We start from the raw sequence: 17,820 nt of genomic DNA, 5'->3' as shown, positions 1-17,820 counted from the left end.
AACTTAAATTTTGCTAATTCATTAAAGTAAAAAAGGTCAGCAATTGCTGACCTTTTCTATTGTTACCTTAAAATAAAATTCTAAACTTAATAAAGATATTCTAATGCAGTTACATCATATTGACCAAACTGACCTGTTGAATTTGCACCGAAGCAAGAAAGCATAATTGAATTTGGATCAAATCCAGTAGGTGTTCCAGGGATATGTACTGCTCCAACTCCTGAAGAACCTTCATTTCCACCTGAACCACAAGACAATGAACGATTGAAATAATCTGTATGTCTCAATCCTAAAGTATGTCCGATTTCGTGTGCAATTACATGGCTATTCACTGCTCTTGAATAGTTATTCATTCCACTAAAAATTTGCACCCACTTATATGGAGCACCACCGCTAGGGAAACCAGCTGAACCACCAGCACCACCAGAAGTTCTGTATACAACAATGTCAGCATTAGTACTTGCAGACCACTGTAAAGTGAAATTGATGTTAGTGTTTAATTGATTGTAACGAATCAATGCATCATATAATCCTTGACGCATTTTAGTAGTTAATGCATTTGATCCTCCAGTATATCCTATTACACTGATTGTTCTAGGAGTATTTACCAAATTAAATGTGCGGTACTGCTCACCCATTGCACCACGATGATCAATGTCGCTTTCCAGCATTTTATCCATCATTTCGGGAGTGATAACAATATCACCTTCTAACAAATAATTTGTGTGAGCTGGAATTCCTGCGAACTCATCTGCTGGTTGGTATGCAATATCACTTGCATCAAATCCTAAAGTTTCGAATTTTTCAATAATATCAGGAGAGATATTATTTTCATTTACGATAAGTTCTTCGTCATTCTGACATGAACTCATAATTACTGTACTTGCCATGATTGTCAAAACAATCATTAAGGCATTCCTTAATTTTGTCATAATATTGTAAGATTTTAGTTAGGTTTGCAACATATTGTTTTACTTTTGAAAAATAAAATGTTTATCTAAAATAATTTCTTAATTATTAGATAATTACAATTTAAAATTAAATTAATATATAATTAATATTGAATCGTTTCACCAAAACTTATAAAGTGCTTTTAAAATTACATTCATACTCTCCACTTTTTGGAAGCTTATTTGTTATCTTAAGTTTTCTTTTATTATTGACTTCATTTCAATTAAGTGCCCAATACAATCAGCTAAATGGTAAAAAATCACTTCAGGGAAAAGAATTAGACCTTATTACGACTAATTTAGATGACATTAATTATTTGTTGCTGGAATCTAAATCGAAAGTAAATACATCAAATCTTTCTAAAATGGGAATTACATTACATCGAAAGTTAGGTGATACTAAAGCAATAATAAGTATTCATAATCAAGTTAAATTTCGCTTAAATAGCGTAATTGAGCAATATCAATATTATACAATTAAGGATGATTGGAAATTTGCTCCAAACTTTGACTTTGAACAAATAAAAGAGAATATAACTATTTGGATTGGAATTACTGATGAGAATGAATTTCAAAATTATATCAACAGTCAACCACAAATTAATGTAATTCTTAAAAGAGATCATTTTTATAAAATAAAAACATCTTCAAGTCAACTTGAAAAACTTAAGAATAAAGCCTTCATCTATTTTATAGAATTAGCTGAAAATAAGCCTAAATCAGAAGCTACAGTATTGGATTTGAATCTTCATCCAAATAGAATTAATACCCTTCATCATCTTTATCCTGAACTTGATGGTAGCACTCAGACCATTGGTATAAATGAGCCTTCTTATGATACAAAAGACATTGACATTAGCAATAGATATATCAGTTCTGGATTGGAAAGTGATTTTGTAGATAGCCATCCTTTACAAATGGCTACTATTATGGTTGGTAATGGTAATAGTTTTGTCACAGGAAAAGGTGTTGCTACTAAAGCCTTTCATAGTTCTACTACTAATGAAAATCTAATTCCTGTTGAGGATAATTATTACAATGAATTTAGTATAAATATTCAAAACCATTCCTATGGTACACAAATAGAGTCTTTTTATGGAGTTGAAGCTAATCTATACGATCAAAATGTTTATGATTTAGAAAATGTATTACATGTTTTTTCTTCGGGAAATTCTGGTACAGAGACTGCTCAGAATGGCCGTTATCAAGATTTAGAAGGCTTTGCCAATATTACTGGGAATTTTAAACAGTCGAAGAATACACTTCTGGTAGGAGCAATTGATACTGCACATCATATTTTAGAATTCATTAGCAATGGCCCCGCCTACGATGGAAGAATAAAACCAGAATTAGTAGCCTACAGCATGGCTGGGAGTTCTAATTCAGCAGCTTTGGTTTCAGGGACTTCATTATTGTTGAGTGAATTTTTTCAAAAAAAATATGATTCTATTCCTTCAGCCTCTTTACTTAAGAGTGTATTGATAAATAGTGCAGATGATGTTCATTTAAGTGGTCCTGACCATAAGACAGGTTTTGGCCAATTGAACGCTTTGGCAGCAATGAAAACTATTGAAGAGAATCGATTTCTTTTAGATCAAGTTTCTGAAAATGAAATCAAAGAGTTAACAGTTAACATTCCTGATGATGCTATTAACTTTAAAGCAACATTAACCTGGACAGATTTGCCCGCAAATCCAAATGATGAAATTGCTTTGGTCAATGATTTGGATCTGAAATTAATCGATGGATCAGGGGCAGAGTTTTTACCCTGGATTTTGGATAACTCTTCAAGTATTTCAGCACTAAATAATATTGCAAACAGAGGAGAGGATCATTTGAATAATGTGGAACAGGTTTTTATTGCTAATCCTGAAAGTTCCGAAATCAATTTCAGTATAAATGCTCATGATTTAGCAAGTCCAGTTCAAAAATTCAGTATTAGTTATCAGTGGGAAATGCCTAATCAATTTACTTGGACAAGTCCTACAGCTTCTGATAATATTCCCTATAATGGATCTACCATTAGTCATTTAAGATGGGAATCAAGTTATGCAAAAGGAACAAAAGGAACATTATATTTTATAACTCCAGAAGGGCAAGATTGGCAATTAATTAAGGAAAATATTGAATTGGGAGAAGAACAATTTCGTTGGGATGCACCGATTTTTCAGGATATTGCCCAATTAAGAATGGAAGTTAGTGAAGAAAGCTATCTAAGTGATACGTTTACTTTATCTTCTCCAGTCGAGCTTAAAACAGGTTTTAATTGTACAGATTCATTATCAATTTATTGGGAAAGGATTAGTAATGCCACACATTATAAAGTTAATCACATCATAAATGGTGAAATGATCAATCTGGCCACAACACAAGATTCAAGTCTGATTATTGATAAAAGTTTGTTGGAATCAAATATCCTGCAATTAGTTCCGTACAAAGACGAAAAGCCTTTGATTCAAAGTTTTAGTATAGATTATAATTTACAAGGCTCCTCCTGTTTTCTTAATTCATTTTTTGTTGAAGCAGTGCAAGATTCTGGAGTACTAGCAAACTTAAATTTGGCAGCATTAAACGGATTAAACGAAGTCGTGCTTGAACGAGATATTGAAGGAAACTGGAATAAAATTAAAACCATTAAGCCAGAAACACTTAGTGTTAAATTATTAGACACAGAAGCTGAAACTGGTTTTAATAATTATAGGGCAGTATTAAATTTTAATAATGGAGTTAGGATTTACAGTGATGAATCTTCAGTATATTATGTAAATGAATCAGCCTATAAGGTTTTTCCAAACCCACTGCTAAATGGTGAAGATTTAAGGATTTTCACACAAGAATCTGATATTCCTGCAATTATCTATTTACTTTCCTCTAATGGCGAAATAGTTTATTCTAAAGTTTTGGAAGACAACAGAAATTATATAGAATTAGATGAATTTAAAGAGGGACTGTATTTTTATCAAATATTACAGGAAGGTAAAATTAGGCAATCAGGAAAAATATTAATTCAGTTTTAGATTTTCGATTTTAAGATTACTTTTTTGATTTAGCTCATTTCTGTATACGACCATTTATATAATTCCCGAAAATTTCATTGTTCTCATTAGCAATTTCCCGTAAACTCGTGAAATGAATAAATTTTTCTTCACACGCTTACAATATGAATCAGGAGATTGGAATGTGGATCAAAGGATGCCAAGCAATCTCCTGAATTCAATTATTGAATACACAAATATTCCAGTGGATACAAAGGAAAGAGTGGTAGCGTTAAGCAGTGATGAAATATTTGAATGTCCTTTTTGTTATCTCAGTGGACATAAACTGGTGCAATTCACGAAAGCAGAAAAAGAGAATTTCATTAAATATATTGATAATGGCGGTTTCATCTTTGTGGATGACTGCAATCATGATATAGACGGGCTTTTTGCTAAATCATTTGAAAGCCAAATGGCAGAAATTTACGGTGATGAGGGATTAAAGAAAATTCCGAATGACCATCCCATTTATTTTAGCTTTTTTGAATTCGATGATGGTTCACCTACTACTTCACAGGAATTGAATGGTTGGGGAGATGATATAGTGCATGATTATTTGAAAGCCATAGAAAAAGATGGGAAAATTAGAGTTCTATATAGTAATAAAGATTATGGTTGCGAATGGGATTATGATTTTAGAAACAAAAGGTGGCTAGCAGACGATAATACTAAGTTTGGGGTGAATATAGTGATGTATGCAATAGTCCCCTAACCCGCCAGCTGGCGGAGAATGGAAGCACGGAATTAGAATTTTAAAAGTTTGATTCCTGATTAGGTGAAATGAAATAAAGTAGAGGTGAAAAGTGGGTAGTATGGATGATGGGTGTAGGGTAGATAGGTCAGTACTGCAGGTGAGACAAGAATTAGTAGGATGAATGGCAGAGAAATCGCATAGTTTCAAAGTCGCGCAGGGACGAACTTATGGTAACAAGAACGAAATAACTGAATCTCAACCCCGTAGGGGTGACCTTACTGTTAGAGAAGAAATAATAGGATTCTATTACTAGCTACTTGATTCTAGTTACTAGATACTATAAAAGCAAAATGGAAGATATACAAAATACAGTAAAAAAGTTTAAAGAAGCCCGAAAGGAGCTATCCAAAGCCATTATTGGTCAGGAAAATGTCGTAAGCGAAGTTTTTATGGCTTTGCTGGCGGATGGACATATATTGTTGGAAGGTGTTCCAGGATTAGGGAAAACGCTTTTGGTGCGTTCTTTAGCCAAAGTATTGCAATTGGATTTTCACAGGGTTCAATTTACACCTGACTTAATGCCTGCTGATATTATAGGTATGGAGGTTTTGGAAGAGGACAGGAGTACAGGAAAACGTTTCTTCCAATTCAACAAAGGACCGGTTTTCACCAATATTTTGTTAGCTGATGAAATCAATAGGACCCCGCCCAAAACGCAATCCGCATTATTGGAAGCCATGCAAGAACGAGAAGTCACCTATGCTGGAAAAACCTATGAACTACCAGAGCCTTTCTTTCTTTTAGCTACACAAAATCCTTTAGAACAATCAGGAACTTATCCTTTGCCAGAAGCACAACTCGATCGATTTTTATTTTATACTGTAGTACAATATCCTGCTGAGCAAGAGGAAGTTGATATACTTCAACTCACAACTGGTAACCTAAAAAATCAACTTAATTCGACTCTCACAGCTGAAGAAATCCTAAAAGCCAGAAGCTGGGTACGGGATATTCATATTGATAAGGAATTATTAGTGAAAGTAAGTCAATTGGTGCGCTCTACTCGACCGCAAAACTCGGATATTGAATTAGTAAAGCAATATGTCGATTGGGGAGCCGGTCATAGAGCAGGACAATCCATAGTATTGGCAGCTAAAGCCCATGCCTTCTTGGATGGCAGACTCTCCGTTATTCCAGAAGATATAAAAGCAGTGGCTTTGGCAGTACTTCGCCATAGAGTTGTACTGAATTTTGTAGCCAAAACTGAAAAATTCTCAGTGGAAAAGCTGATTCCTGAACTTCTGAAGAATATCCATTAAATCTGCTCTAATGCAATCCATGAATCAAATATTTCAAATGCCTGACTTTGAGGCGCTCAAAGTACTTCAATTGTATATTAAACATCATATTGAAGGAGTGATGATCGGGGTGCATCAAAGTCCGAAAACGGGATTTGGAATTGAATTCAAAGAGTATAGAAATTATGTCCCAGGTGATTCTTTAAAGCAATTGGACTGGAAATATTTTGCCCGTACTGATCATTATATGATTAAGGAAGCGGAAATGGAAAAGCAGCATGATTTCATTTTCGTTTTGGATAAAAGTTTGTCTATGAACTTTGAAATGGCAGATGCCAGTAAATTCAATTGGTCACGCACGATAATAGCTGCTTTGGCTTTTTTAGCTAATAATCAGCATGATAAATACTTTATTTACAATCAGGAAAATCCCGCTACTGATTTTGAGACATTCCTTTACCGATTGATTCAATTGAATCCAGATGAAGAAACCAGTATCAAAGATTTAAATCCTATTCAACAAATTCGAAATAAAAGCACCGTATTTATCTTCACAGATGGATATTCAGAGGAAGCTGAATTTCATACTTTATTAAAAAATTGGGCAGTGGGTTCTGAAGAAGTTTTGCTGGTTCATTTACTTTTCGAAAATGAAGAACAGCTCGATTTCAAAGGACAATATTTCACTTTTAAGGATTTGGAAGGGAAGGGTAGCGTTCAGGTAAATACGCAAGAAGGCTTAAAAGATTACCAAAATAAAATCAAAAGCTGGAAAAGTAGTATTCAAAAAGCTTGTGCTAAAAATGGAATTGCTTATTGGCAGTTAAATGGTCGAGAACCTATCCAAAAAGCAATATTTGAGCTATTAAACCACTTTAATCATTCATGGGCATGAATTGGCTTAATCCCATAGTGTTCTGGGGTTTAACGGCTTTGGCGGTTCCAATTCTCATCCATTTGTGGAGCAAGAATAAAACCAAGGAAATTGCTTTTGGAAGTATACGGTTTTTAAGGGAAAGTAGCACTTTACAATCCAAAAAAATCCAACTTTCAGAGATTCCACTGCTTCTAGTTCGATTAATGATTTTAATTATGCTGGTTTTGCTTATGGCAAAATGGGTAAACTACCAAGAAGTAGAAAAACAGAAAGCTTTATTACTGGGAGATGATATTAAAGTACCTGAAGCCTATTCAAATAATGAAATGCCTGTTTTTAGGACTTCCGAATATGATAATATTTCTAATCACTGGCATTTATTGGAAGAACTTTCAGTTCAGCATCCTGAAATTGATTCTTTAATTTACATAAATAATTTTAAGAATACGGACTTTATAGGAGCCATTCCAAAATTAAACTTTCAATTAGAGCTTATTTCTACCAATCAAAAGCAAAATTCACAAGAAAAAAGGAGTTTGGACACTTCACTTATCCATTTTGAGGAGCTTCCGAAAACTCTTACAGAAAAGTTTGATAAAGTATTGAAAGCAAATCAGTTATACACCAATGAGAAAGTGAATTTTAAAGAAGCAAATAAGGAAAAAGCTCAATTGATTTTTGCTACTTCATCACAGAAGCTGGATGCCAATCAAATTGTGGTGAGTGACACTCTATCAAGTAATTATCAAATCCAGAAGAAGTACAAAAGCAGCATATTATATCTAAATGAAAAATGGTTGAATAATCCATTGAATGAGGATATGTTTTTATTGATTGTTTCTGAATTTATAGCGCAAGTGGTAGAACCGAATTATCAGTATTCTTCTTATAAAATGCTGTATACTCAAAAATCAGAGAGAGTAGATGAAGTAAAAGAAGCCAAATCTTTTGATGAGGAGCTTTTATGGCTGATTGTGGTGTTAATTCTTTTGGAAAGATATTTTAGCTATAGAAAAAAGCATGCATAAGGATTTCGAAAAATATTGGTTGAAGCTCAAAAAGCGAATTCACCTATTGTTGGTAGCATCCATAGTGATTCCACTTCTGGCTGGAGTACTTGTGCTGATATCAATTACCAATATTGCGCATCTAAGTATTCCTTTTGCCTTTTGGGTGGTTTATATTTTATCCATTGCTAGTTTGCTTTTGCTATGGAACTCAAAACTATTTTGGGATAATCAAAGGCTGGTACAGTTTCTCCATCAGAAATATCCTGAATTAGAATATAGTTTGTCTGTTTTTTTTAAAAAGGATTTAAATTCTTTAGAAAAATTACAGCAAACCAAAGTCTATCAACAATTACCTGTTATTCAAAAAATAGCTTTCCCAATCTCTTTAAGAAATGCGTTTATCTTATTGGTTTTAAGTAGTTTATTGTATTCTGCTTCATTTATTTATCAAATGGAAAAACCTACCGAAAATCAGTTGACTTCAATTAAAAATAAGGCTGTAGTGGAAGTTGATAGTGCAAATCAGATAGTAATTGAAAATTTTGCTTATCAACTCAAAGTATATCCGCCAAGCTATACTGCTTTGAGAAGTTTTGATTGGAAAGCAGATAAAAAAATTCCAGAGGGAAGTCGATTGGTTTTTACCAATAGGGGGAATATCAATTTTGATTTATTATGGCAAAATCAGTATGAATTCAAGCTTGCTGAAAATCAATCCAAGTCATTTGTTCTGAATCAGTCGTCCATTTTTCAAATTGATTATCAGCAAAATGATAGTTTGATTTCTTTAAAACCTGAAATTTTGGAAATGAAAAGGGATGAACCTCCCATTCTCTCTACCAATTTGAAAGAAAATCGCCATGAGATCGAATGGGGAGAATTAAAAAAGGATTTCAAATTGGATTTAACTTTGGAAGATGATTACGGAATTCTTTCCACAGATATTATCATGACCTTAAGTAGAGGAGAAGGCGAAGCGGTGAAGTTCCGCGAGATGAAACAATCCATCAGAGGTATTTCTCAGGCGCTTCAGCGACAGCAAAAGAGCATTAGCTTACCGATGGATACTTTTTCCTTAGAACCCGGTGATGAGCTTTATTTTTACTTTTCAGCTAAAGACAATAAAAAGCCAAAAGCAAATACGGGCAAAACGGATGTCTATTTTATTTCAATAGCGGATACGGTCGAATCTGAGCCTGTGGAATATGAAGGCTTTGCACTGACAAATGAGGCTGAATATTTTAAAAGTCAGCGACAAATAATCATTGACACGGAAAAACTGTTAGCAGATCAAAATCAAATCACTCAAGAAGAATTTGAACAGAGAAGTAATTCCATAGGAGCAGACCAAAAATTGTTAAGACTACGATATGGAGTGTTTTTGGGTGAAGAATATGAAACAACAGGCGGATTAGGTGAAGTTGATCACTCAGGACATGATCATGCAGAGGTAGAAGGTCATGACCATGATTCTCATGAAGAACAAGAAACCGGCAGTAAGTTTTCAAATCCGATTTACAATGAAACGCCTGAATTGGAAGCTTATGTGCATGCGCATGATGAATCTGAGCTATCCACTTTCTTGGATGCCAATGTTAAAGCCAAATTAAAAGAAGCTCTGACCAATATGTGGGAAGCTGAGCTGTATTTAAGAACCTATAAGCCGAAAGAAGCACTTCCTTTTGAATATAAAGCACTCAAACTGATAAAAGAAGTAAAGAGAGCCTCAAGAATTTATGTGGAAAGAATGGGCTTTGAGCCACCTCCGATTGATGAAGAGAAAAAACGACTAACAGGTGATTTGGATAAAATCGATGCGCAAACTACTGATGAAGAACTGGGAGAAGAATCATTTGAGGGGAAGCTGGCTGAAACTTATTCTGAATTAAAAGCTGCTTATCAAGTGGAGGATATGAAAAAAGCTGAGATCACGGTAGGTGAATTTTCAAATGATTTAGTTTCTAAAATCACTTCAGAACCTGTGCGCTATGGAAGCTTATTGGCTGCTATTAAACAATTTCAAAATACGAAATCACAAAGCAGGCTAAGGGATATTTTAATCATAATGGAAGATATGATACCGGCATCTGTTTTGGAAGCTGCTAATACAGATAAAAGCTTAAAAACTTCTTTGCATAAAACGTATTATGACTTGCTGAATGAATGATTTGATGAGAAATATCGGCTGGGAGAATAGTGTTGAACTTTGGCATGTGGTTGTGCTTGCAGTGGTTTTTATACTTGCTTTCATTTGGGAATTCAGAAAACAAAAGCCCCGAAAATCATTTAGAATAATCGCTTTACTATTTAGTTTTATCTCTCTGTATATCATTTATTTATCCCCTTATATTTTAACTGAAAAATCAAAAAAATCTATTTTGCTGGTTGATCAAAGTATATCAGAAACCACGATTGATTCTTTAGGAAATGAATACGGTTTGGAAGCTTTTCAACAGCTGTCAAATTCGAAATTCCTGAAAGTGGGGACTGGGCAGCAGATGACTTTAGCAGAACTTAATTATCAAGTTGATACCGCTTTTGTCTATGGTTATCTCCCACTACTAAATCCTGCTTATTTTCAAGTCCGAGAAGACATTGAAATAGAAAAGGAGATAAATATTGATTATCCAAAATCCATTGAGCTGGGGGATAGTTTAAGTATAATTATTCAGAATCATAGGAAACGAGAGGTTGATATCTCAGCTGTTATTGGAAATGATAGTATTTCAAAATCTATTCCAGGCGAAAGTCATAGCCGTATTTCATTTCTGCCAAAATCATCGGGTTATATTTTATCAGAAATTAGTACAAACAATGAAGAGTATTACTTTGCTGTTAAGGTAGAAAAAGCCGAACATCATGTCATTCAAATCCTAGCTGCTACACCTGATTTTGAATGGAAATTCTTTGGTGACTTTCTAAAATCTAAAGAGCATTCGGTTTATCAGAAAACTCAAATCTCGAAAGGAAAATATAAATCTGCTTTTATCAATTGGCATGATTCATTGCAATTCAATAGGGGAGTTGCCAATGATTTAAAAGTGCTATTTGTTGATGCAAAAGCTTGGGAAGATTTAGCTGCAAATCTAAAAAATCAATATTTAAAAAAGTTAAAGGAAAATGGAGGTAGTTTAATCTTCAGAACTAACCCAAATAGTCGAATTCAGCTTGATTTAGACAAGTCTAAATCTACTAATATTTTTAGTACAAGCGATAATTTACTTGAGCAATATAATTATAACTACTTACAATTCAATAATATATATCAATTAGATGAAGTGGCTCAAAATGCTATTTTCAAAAAGGTAAATCCTAATTTGATATATGGTGTCATTAATTTTCAAGACAGCTATCGGTTGAAATTATCCGGAAAAAATAACCAGTATGAACAAATTTGGAGTTCTGTTTTCAATAATTTATTAAGGAATTCAACAGATGTATTTTATGATAAATCGGAATGGGCAGTGCAACATCACCCTTTCTTTTTCAGGCTTTGGTCAGAAGAGCAAGAAGAAGAAATCTCCATTTTTAATTTGAAAAAGGATACTCTAAAATTGAAAAAGAAAGCCGATTTCATATTTCCCGAAAGGCAACATTTTATGTTTTATCCAAACACATTAGGTTGGCATTTTATCAAGCTAAAAAATGAAGGAGAAGTTATTCCATTTTTTGTTCATTCTGAAGTGCAAGCCAATCAATCAGAATTCTTAAGTAATTACAAGCATGATTATTTAAATTATCTTAATTTTGAAGATTCAAATACAAAGGAGAAGGAGAAAAACTATAATCAAGAATCCGTAACATTATGGTTCTTTTTGCTGTTTCTTTTGAGTATCTGTTATTTATGGATTGAAGATAAAATTACCTAAAATGAAGCTAAACTTTTTGATGCTATGCGTTGTATTTTTTGCCACACCCTCTTTAGCTCAATATAATAGCGAATCACAAAATTTACCCGAATCTGTATCAATAAACCAATCCATCGACTTACTTTCTGCTTACATCCAGCGGGAAAGTGTTTCAGGAAATGAAAAAGAAGCCGCCATTTTCATTGAAGATTATATTTTAACTTCTGATTTACACCTCAAGGTATTTTCTGATTTTTCCGATAATTATAACCTAGCCGCTTCTCTTTATCCTTTAGGTAGTGGAAAGCCTAATATTATTCTTCAAAGCCATATAGATGTAGTTCCAGTAGAAGATTTGGACGATTGGGAGCATGATCCTTATAGTGGACATTTCGATGGGGAGTATATCCACGGCAGAGGTGCTTTGGATGCAAAAGGATTGGGAATTATGCAATTAAAAGCTTTAGAAGCCTTTCAGCAGGATTATGACACTGCAGACTTGCCTTTCAATGTGACGGTTCTTTTTTTATCAGCAGAAGAAACCGGTGGAGATAAGGGTGCAAGATATCTAATGGATAATTTTGAAGAAGAATTAAATGCTGTAGTGGTTTTGGGTGAAGGTGGTGCCGGTTATCAAAATGTCTTGAAAAATAAGCCCGAAAAGGTAGTATTTGGGGTCTCCATAGCCGAAAAGCAAAGTTTATGGCTTCAATTGAAAATCAACAGTAATTCTGCAGGTCATGGTGCTGCGCCATCAAAAGATTATGCCAACATCCAGCTAATTAACAGCCTGAATAATTTGACCAATCGAAAGGTATTACTGCTTTTTAATCGTAGTACCAGACGAATGTTTAGAAGCTTAGGAAGAGCTGAAGGTGGTATCAGAGGCTTCTTTATTCGAAATATTAATTGGTCTATTTTAGCGCCTTTTGTCCGTAAGCAAATTGAAAGAGAACCATTCTTATCCTCCTTATTGACCAATACAGTGACAGTAACCAATATATATAATCCGCCAGGACCGCCCAATCAAATCAGTAATTCTGCTACAGCTGTTTTAGATTGCAGATTGGTGCCTGGTACTTCATCCAAAAGTTTTATTCGCTATATTGAAAGAAAGCTGGATAATGACAACATCAAAGTATCGGTTATATCCGAAAGCCCAGAAGCTCAACCTTCGCGTTTGAATAAGTTTTATAGGGCTTTGGAAGATGCCATAGCCACCAGTTATCCAGATGCGGAAACAATACCGTTTTTATTTCCAGCTACTAGTGATAATAGCCTTTTTCGCTCTTATGATATTCCTTCTTATGGATTGATACCTTCTGTGGTGACAGAGCGGGATATTAATAGCATTCATAGTAATAATGAAAGAATTAGCCTGGAAGTATTGAAGTCTGGAATAGGTATTTATTATAACTTTCTGAAAGAAATACAGTTAAAAGAGCCCTTTTCCTTATTTGGAAATAAAGATGATGAAGAATCTGAATAGAAATGAAAAAATCTAAAGTATTTTTACTTATAGCGATTATATTTATGCTGATTGTTTTTTATGTGGTGTATGATATGTCCACAAAAACCAAATTCAGAAAATTTGGTGATGAAACTGAAGAAAACAAATCCGTTGAAGATAGTGTTGAGCAAAAGGATCCAATGGAAGTTGAAATCCGTAGATAATTATTGTTATATGAGCGATTCAGGCAAAAAAATAGATATTGATAAAATAGATTTGGAAAAAATGAAGGAAGGGACTACTGATAAGCCCGGAACCCTTTCTTTTCCTCATCATTCAGGAAGTGCTATTATTAAACCTACTGACAGGGGTAAAATAAAAGGTCGTGCCGTTTCTGCAATGCATGAACAAACGGACAGGCAAATGACTCAGCTTTATGAGCAGATGCAATTGCTGGCCAAGCAAGCCAATGATCTGAAAAGTCGAGTGGAAATTTCTGAACGTATCTATTTAGCCAAAATCAATTTTGAACCGCTTATTAATCATACTTATCATATGTATGAAGGAGCAGATGGAAAAGATATTCTCTCTTTAATTGCACCAGGAGAATGGGGAAGAAGCCAAAAGAATATGAAGTATTTGGCAACCGTGAAATTGCTGGCTGATCATACTTGGGAAATCACTGAAAAAGCCCCCTAGCTCCCAAAGGGGGAATAACGCACGGAATAGAATGAGAAGTAAACTCCAATTTCATCATTCATTTTTCAAAACTTTAGTTAAGTTTTTGAAAGAAACCATATCAAATTAAAATGCCCATCCAGTTCCGGGCTATGTTCCCCCTTTGGGGGCTAGGGGGCTGTACTTCAGTAACCTTTGTTACCTCTGTTTTCTTTTATCTTTCGTATATTAAAATTAATCATTAATGAAAGTGAATCATGAAAACTTTAGGACTAATTGGAGGCACTTCCTGGCATGCTACCGTAGAATATTATCGCCAAATCAATCAGAAAGTGGGGGAATTAATTGGTAAACAGGCTAATCCTGAATTGATTATTTATAGCATTAATATTGAATTGATGCGAGAGCAAAATAAAGAGAAGATCCAAGATAAATATCTTGAAGTCAGCAAAAAGCTTCAAGAAGCTGGAGCTGAGGGCATTATTATTTGCGCCAATACTCCACACATGGTTTATGATTATGTGCAGCCTAAAATCAATATCCCTATTTTACATATCGGCATTGCAACTGGCAGGGCAGCACAGGATGCCGGGATCAAGACTTTGGGTTTATTGGGTAATAAACCTACAATGACGGGAAATTTTATTTCTTCAGTATTAGAAAATGATTTTGGAATGAAAGTCATAATTCCGGAAGGGGAAGATTTAAATCAATCTCATCATTTTGTGTCCAAAGAACTTACACAAGGAACATTTTCAGAAGAAGCCAAAGCATTTTACCTTGACCAAATTCAGGAATTCAAAAGGCGAGGAGCAGATGGAATTATTCTAGGCTGTACGGAATTACCGATTTTACTAAAAGGGATTCAAGCTGATTTGCCTATGTTGGCCACCACTGATTTACATATTGAAATGGCGGTTAATTTTATCCTAGAAAATAATTTATAACCTGAGTTCGATTATTAATTTAGGATTCAGACCGTTTGTAAATAGTGAGTTTCAACTAAAAATTTTGAAGCAATAGCGGGCTATTGTAAGAAATTTTTAGGAAGAAAATCGCTGTTTACAAGCGGAATCAGAAAAACTTTCCCATAAAATCCAATATACAGCGTTGTCTTTCTTCGATATAGCTCGCTATATCTTCAAAAAGACGCCTTGTCTATTGAATGGATGCCAGCCATAGGCTGGTCACCCCTTGGGTGAAAAATCTGAATTTCCAAATTAATGTCGAACTCAGGTTTATAGAACAAAGATTTTAACAAAAGGCGAATGATGGAGTTACCTACTAAAATCTACACATGGAAACACAACAGGCGCTTCAAATCAAACCACCAAAATTTAAAACGCATATATTCACAAAGGAGTACGAATCCCCCTATCAAGAGTCTCAAATTTGGAATTGGTTAAACGATCCTAAAACTTTTATTGATAATCAAACTTGGCCATTTAGAGTAGAGTTTTTACTTAATGATAAGCAACAACATGAATTTGAGACGGGGGTTTTAAATACCCATCATGGCCCATTGCTTTCATTGGCAGGTGAAATAGGAGAGGTCACACCTCATTATCGTGATTTACTCTATTATTACGGCAGCTATGTATTTTCATTTCGATTGGTTCGTCCTTTCAGATTGGAATTTTGGACTGAGGATAAAGGCGATAAACGCACGGTGAAAATGCAATTAAGCAGTTATGTTAGCCCTACATTCTATAATTTTTGGAATTGGGGGCAAAATATATTTTGGAGCCGATTTGGCAAGTGGATGAATAAAAGCATCAAAAAGAGAATTAAATGAGTCTAATTAATTCAAAAGATAACTTAAACGATATAAAATCTACGCTTTTACAAGTACTCAACAGAGCCGGAAATGATAGTCATTCGGCATTTCGATTTATTATATTAAATACGATTTCTGATGGATATCCAAACTCACGCTATGTAGTGCTAAGAAAATTCAAAATTGATACTCAGGAGCTTTTTATTTATACTGATTCAAGGTCTAATAAAATAAAAGAGCTTAAAGAAAATCCTTTAGTGTCAGTTTTAGCATATGATAAACAAAAGAAATGTCAGATTAAATTAAAAGGTAAAATCAGTATTCATTATCAAAATAAATTAGCCAAAGAGCATTGGGATACCTTATCAGGCGGAAAAGAATCCTACAATACGGTAGAACAACCTGGCAAAAAAGTGAATTCCTTGAAAGATGCAAATCAAATGAAAAACGAATTTGATGATCAATATTTCGCTTTACTCGCTTTAAAAGTATCACAAGCTGAAATCCTTCAGCTGAATAAAGGTGGTCACATTAGGGTTTTATTTGATTTTGAAAAGGATAAAGCTAGCTACTTGGTGCCTTAGATTGCTCATCTTTTTGAGTATGAAACAATCTGTTTTTGAATTAAACTCCATATCTTATTAATAACGTAAATAGCATTTAAATCAATTTATGAAAAAAATTAAGCCAAAAGCAGGACAGGAGTCTGTTTGGGACTATCCTCGTCCACCAGCAATTGAAAAAGTTACAGAACGCCTAAGAATCGTTTTTAACGGTGAAGTGATAGCAGATACTAATAAATCATTTAGAGTATTGGAAACTAGTCATCCCCCCACTTATTATTTATCAATTTCTTCCTTTAAAGAGGGTACTCTAATAGATGGAACACACAGCACAGCCTGTGAATTCAAAGGGATTTCATTTTATTTTGATATCAAAAATGGAGATAAAGTAGCCTTAAATGCTGCTTGGGGTTATCCTACACCAAAAGGTAATTTTAAAGTTTTAAAAGACCATTTAGCTGTTTACGCTCATAAAATGGATGCTTGTTATATTGGAGATGAAAAAGTAGAAGCCCAAGAAGGAGATTTCTATGGTGGATGGATTACATCAAAAGTGGTAGGCCCTTTTAAAGGGATAAAGGGTAGTTGGGGATGGTAGGGTAATAGAAAGCTTATTTTAATGGGTTTTTCCTCATTTTCTTTTTGTCAGAATGCATTTTCTTTTTCTCTAAACGCTTTTTCTGAGAAGCTTTAGTAGGCTTTGTCTTTTTACGGATTTTTGGTTTTACAAAAGCTTTAGATAGTGTACGCTCCATTTTTTTATAAGCAATTTCTTTATTTTTAATTTGAGAAGAATGGTTTTCAGCCGTAATAATAAGATCTCCAGACTTAGTTAATTTCCCAGCTAAGGCTTTTTGGATAGTTTCCTTTTCGTATTCAGATAGGATTTGAGAATCAAACACATTGAATCTTAATATTACTTTCGTTTCTACCTTATTTACATGTTGTCCACCTGAACCACCACTTCTAGCAGTAGAGACCTCTAATTCCTTTTTTATCTTGCTGAGTTTGAATTTTTTATTTGCCATGATAATTTTTCTTTGCAATTGATTATTTCAATATTGGATTTCCAAAACCTCAATATTTCTTTTATCTTTTCCCAATTGTAAATCACTACTTTCTCCTATTTTCTTTCCTAATAAAGCTTTGGCAATAGGCGCAGTAAAGGCAATTTTTTCTTTTTTCACATCAGCTTCGTCTACACCTACAATTTGAAAAGTTTGCACTTTATCATTCATTTTAAATTTTACTTTCGCTCCAAATCGAACTTCTGATTTAGGTTGATCTTTCGGGTCTAATATTCTAGCTGAATTAATTCTTTCTTCTAGTAACTTCAATTTTCCATTGATAGTAGCCATATTTCTTCTTCTATCCTGTTCTTTTTCTATGGACTTAACTTCGGATTTATCTTTCTCTAAAGCAGATTTTTCTGCCAATAATGATTGTTTTCCGGAAGGGGTAACATAATTCAACTCCCCTTTAGGTAATGGCGCTCTGGGTGGAATAAATGGGGCTTCTTCCTGATCGTCTTCCTTTACAAATGCTCTGCTCATTTTTTATAATTTATCCTTTATCCAACGGGGTGAAAATCATTCGGTTATTTAAACCTCATCTTTTAATGATAATTATTGTTATTATTT

General features: G+C 34.0%; 17 protein-coding genes. 14 read left to right on the top strand and 3 right to left on the bottom strand.

Features of this window, described 5'->3' with window-relative positions:
- Positions 1-86 precede the first annotated feature (86 nt).
- On the bottom strand, positions 87-932 hold the full coding sequence (locus ABWH96_RS12090) for a M57 family metalloprotease (protein WP_375577789.1): 846 nt from the start codon (positions 930-932) through the stop codon (positions 87-89).
- Positions 933-1,087: 155 nt separating this feature from the next.
- Between ABWH96_RS12090 and ABWH96_RS12085 the strand changes: the two genes are divergently transcribed.
- From ABWH96_RS12085 to ABWH96_RS12020, 14 genes are all read left to right on the top strand, one after another.
- Complete coding sequence (locus ABWH96_RS12085; protein ID WP_375577788.1) at positions 1,088-3,967, top strand: S8 family serine peptidase; 2,880 nt, start codon at positions 1,088-1,090, stop codon at positions 3,965-3,967.
- Between the two features lie 112 nt (positions 3,968-4,079).
- Positions 4,080-4,697 carry a DUF4159 domain-containing protein gene (locus ABWH96_RS12080; protein WP_375577787.1) on the top strand — a complete coding sequence of 206 codons (618 nt, stop codon included), beginning with the start codon at positions 4,080-4,082 and terminating at the stop codon, positions 4,695-4,697.
- A 332-nt stretch (positions 4,698-5,029) separates the two neighbouring features.
- Positions 5,030-5,998, top strand: a complete 969-nt coding sequence (locus tag ABWH96_RS12075; protein ID WP_375577786.1) for an AAA family ATPase — start codon at positions 5,030-5,032, stop codon at positions 5,996-5,998.
- A gap of 19 nt (positions 5,999-6,017) precedes the next feature.
- Positions 6,018-6,872 (top strand): DUF58 domain-containing protein, encoded by an 855-nt coding sequence (locus ABWH96_RS12070; RefSeq protein ID WP_375577785.1) that lies wholly within the window; start codon positions 6,018-6,020, stop codon positions 6,870-6,872.
- Positions 6,869-7,882 carry a BatA domain-containing protein gene (locus tag ABWH96_RS12065; RefSeq protein WP_375577784.1) on the top strand — a complete coding sequence of 338 codons (1,014 nt, stop codon included), beginning with the start codon at positions 6,869-6,871 and terminating at the stop codon, positions 7,880-7,882. Before ABWH96_RS12070 ends, ABWH96_RS12065 begins: the two co-directional genes overlap by 4 nt.
- Positions 7,875-10,031: a hypothetical protein gene (locus tag ABWH96_RS12060; RefSeq protein ID WP_375577783.1), complete on the top strand. Its 2,157-nt coding sequence runs from the start codon at positions 7,875-7,877 to the stop codon at positions 10,029-10,031. The genes ABWH96_RS12065 and ABWH96_RS12060 overlap by 8 nt, the downstream gene beginning before the upstream one ends.
- 4 nt (positions 10,032-10,035) lie before the next feature.
- The gene (locus tag ABWH96_RS12055) at positions 10,036-11,733 is read left to right on the top strand and encodes a hypothetical protein (protein WP_375577782.1); all 1,698 of its coding nucleotides are present in this window, start codon (positions 10,036-10,038) and stop codon (positions 11,731-11,733) included.
- Position 11,734: 1 nt separating this feature from the next.
- Positions 11,735-13,201: a M20 family metallopeptidase gene (locus tag ABWH96_RS12050; RefSeq protein ID WP_375577781.1), complete on the top strand. Its 1,467-nt coding sequence runs from the start codon at positions 11,735-11,737 to the stop codon at positions 13,199-13,201.
- A 2-nt stretch (positions 13,202-13,203) separates the two neighbouring features.
- On the top strand, positions 13,204-13,386 hold the full coding sequence (locus tag ABWH96_RS12045; protein WP_375577780.1) for a hypothetical protein: 183 nt from the start codon (positions 13,204-13,206) through the stop codon (positions 13,384-13,386).
- Between the two features lie 10 nt (positions 13,387-13,396).
- Positions 13,397-13,861, top strand: a complete 465-nt coding sequence (locus tag ABWH96_RS12040) for a DUF2452 domain-containing protein (protein ID WP_375577779.1) — start codon at positions 13,397-13,399, stop codon at positions 13,859-13,861.
- 236 nt (positions 13,862-14,097) lie between these two features.
- Positions 14,098-14,787: an aspartate/glutamate racemase family protein gene (locus ABWH96_RS12035; protein ID WP_375577778.1), complete on the top strand. Its 690-nt coding sequence runs from the start codon at positions 14,098-14,100 to the stop codon at positions 14,785-14,787.
- A gap of 350 nt (positions 14,788-15,137) precedes the next feature.
- Positions 15,138-15,635, top strand: a complete 498-nt coding sequence (locus tag ABWH96_RS12030) for a hypothetical protein (RefSeq protein WP_375577777.1) — start codon at positions 15,138-15,140, stop codon at positions 15,633-15,635.
- Positions 15,632-16,201, top strand: a complete 570-nt coding sequence (locus ABWH96_RS12025; protein WP_375577776.1) for a pyridoxamine 5'-phosphate oxidase family protein — start codon at positions 15,632-15,634, stop codon at positions 16,199-16,201. The genes ABWH96_RS12030 and ABWH96_RS12025 overlap by 4 nt, the downstream gene beginning before the upstream one ends.
- An 88-nt stretch (positions 16,202-16,289) precedes the next feature.
- Positions 16,290-16,778: a DUF427 domain-containing protein gene (locus ABWH96_RS12020; RefSeq protein ID WP_375577775.1), complete on the top strand. Its 489-nt coding sequence runs from the start codon at positions 16,290-16,292 to the stop codon at positions 16,776-16,778.
- A 13-nt stretch (positions 16,779-16,791) separates the two neighbouring features.
- Here the strand turns inward: ABWH96_RS12020 and arfB are convergent, their stop codons facing one another.
- Together arfB and ABWH96_RS12010 are read right to left on the bottom strand one after the other, a co-directional pair.
- Entirely contained in the window at positions 16,792-17,208 is a 417-nt protein-coding gene (arfB, locus tag ABWH96_RS12015; protein WP_375577774.1) for an alternative ribosome rescue aminoacyl-tRNA hydrolase ArfB, read from the bottom strand.
- A 27-nt stretch (positions 17,209-17,235) separates the two neighbouring features.
- Positions 17,236-17,733 carry a GreA/GreB family elongation factor gene (locus ABWH96_RS12010; RefSeq protein ID WP_375577773.1) on the bottom strand — a complete coding sequence of 166 codons (498 nt, stop codon included), beginning with the start codon at positions 17,731-17,733 and terminating at the stop codon, positions 17,236-17,238.
- Between the last annotated feature and the right edge of the window lie 87 nt (positions 17,734-17,820).

The organism is Marivirga tractuosa, assembly GCF_042140215.1.
GTDB lineage: Bacteria > Bacteroidota > Bacteroidia > Cytophagales > Cyclobacteriaceae > Marivirga > Marivirga tractuosa_A.
The sequence above is the reverse complement of the archived record's forward strand: the minus strand, read 5'-3'. Positions and strand labels throughout refer to the sequence as shown.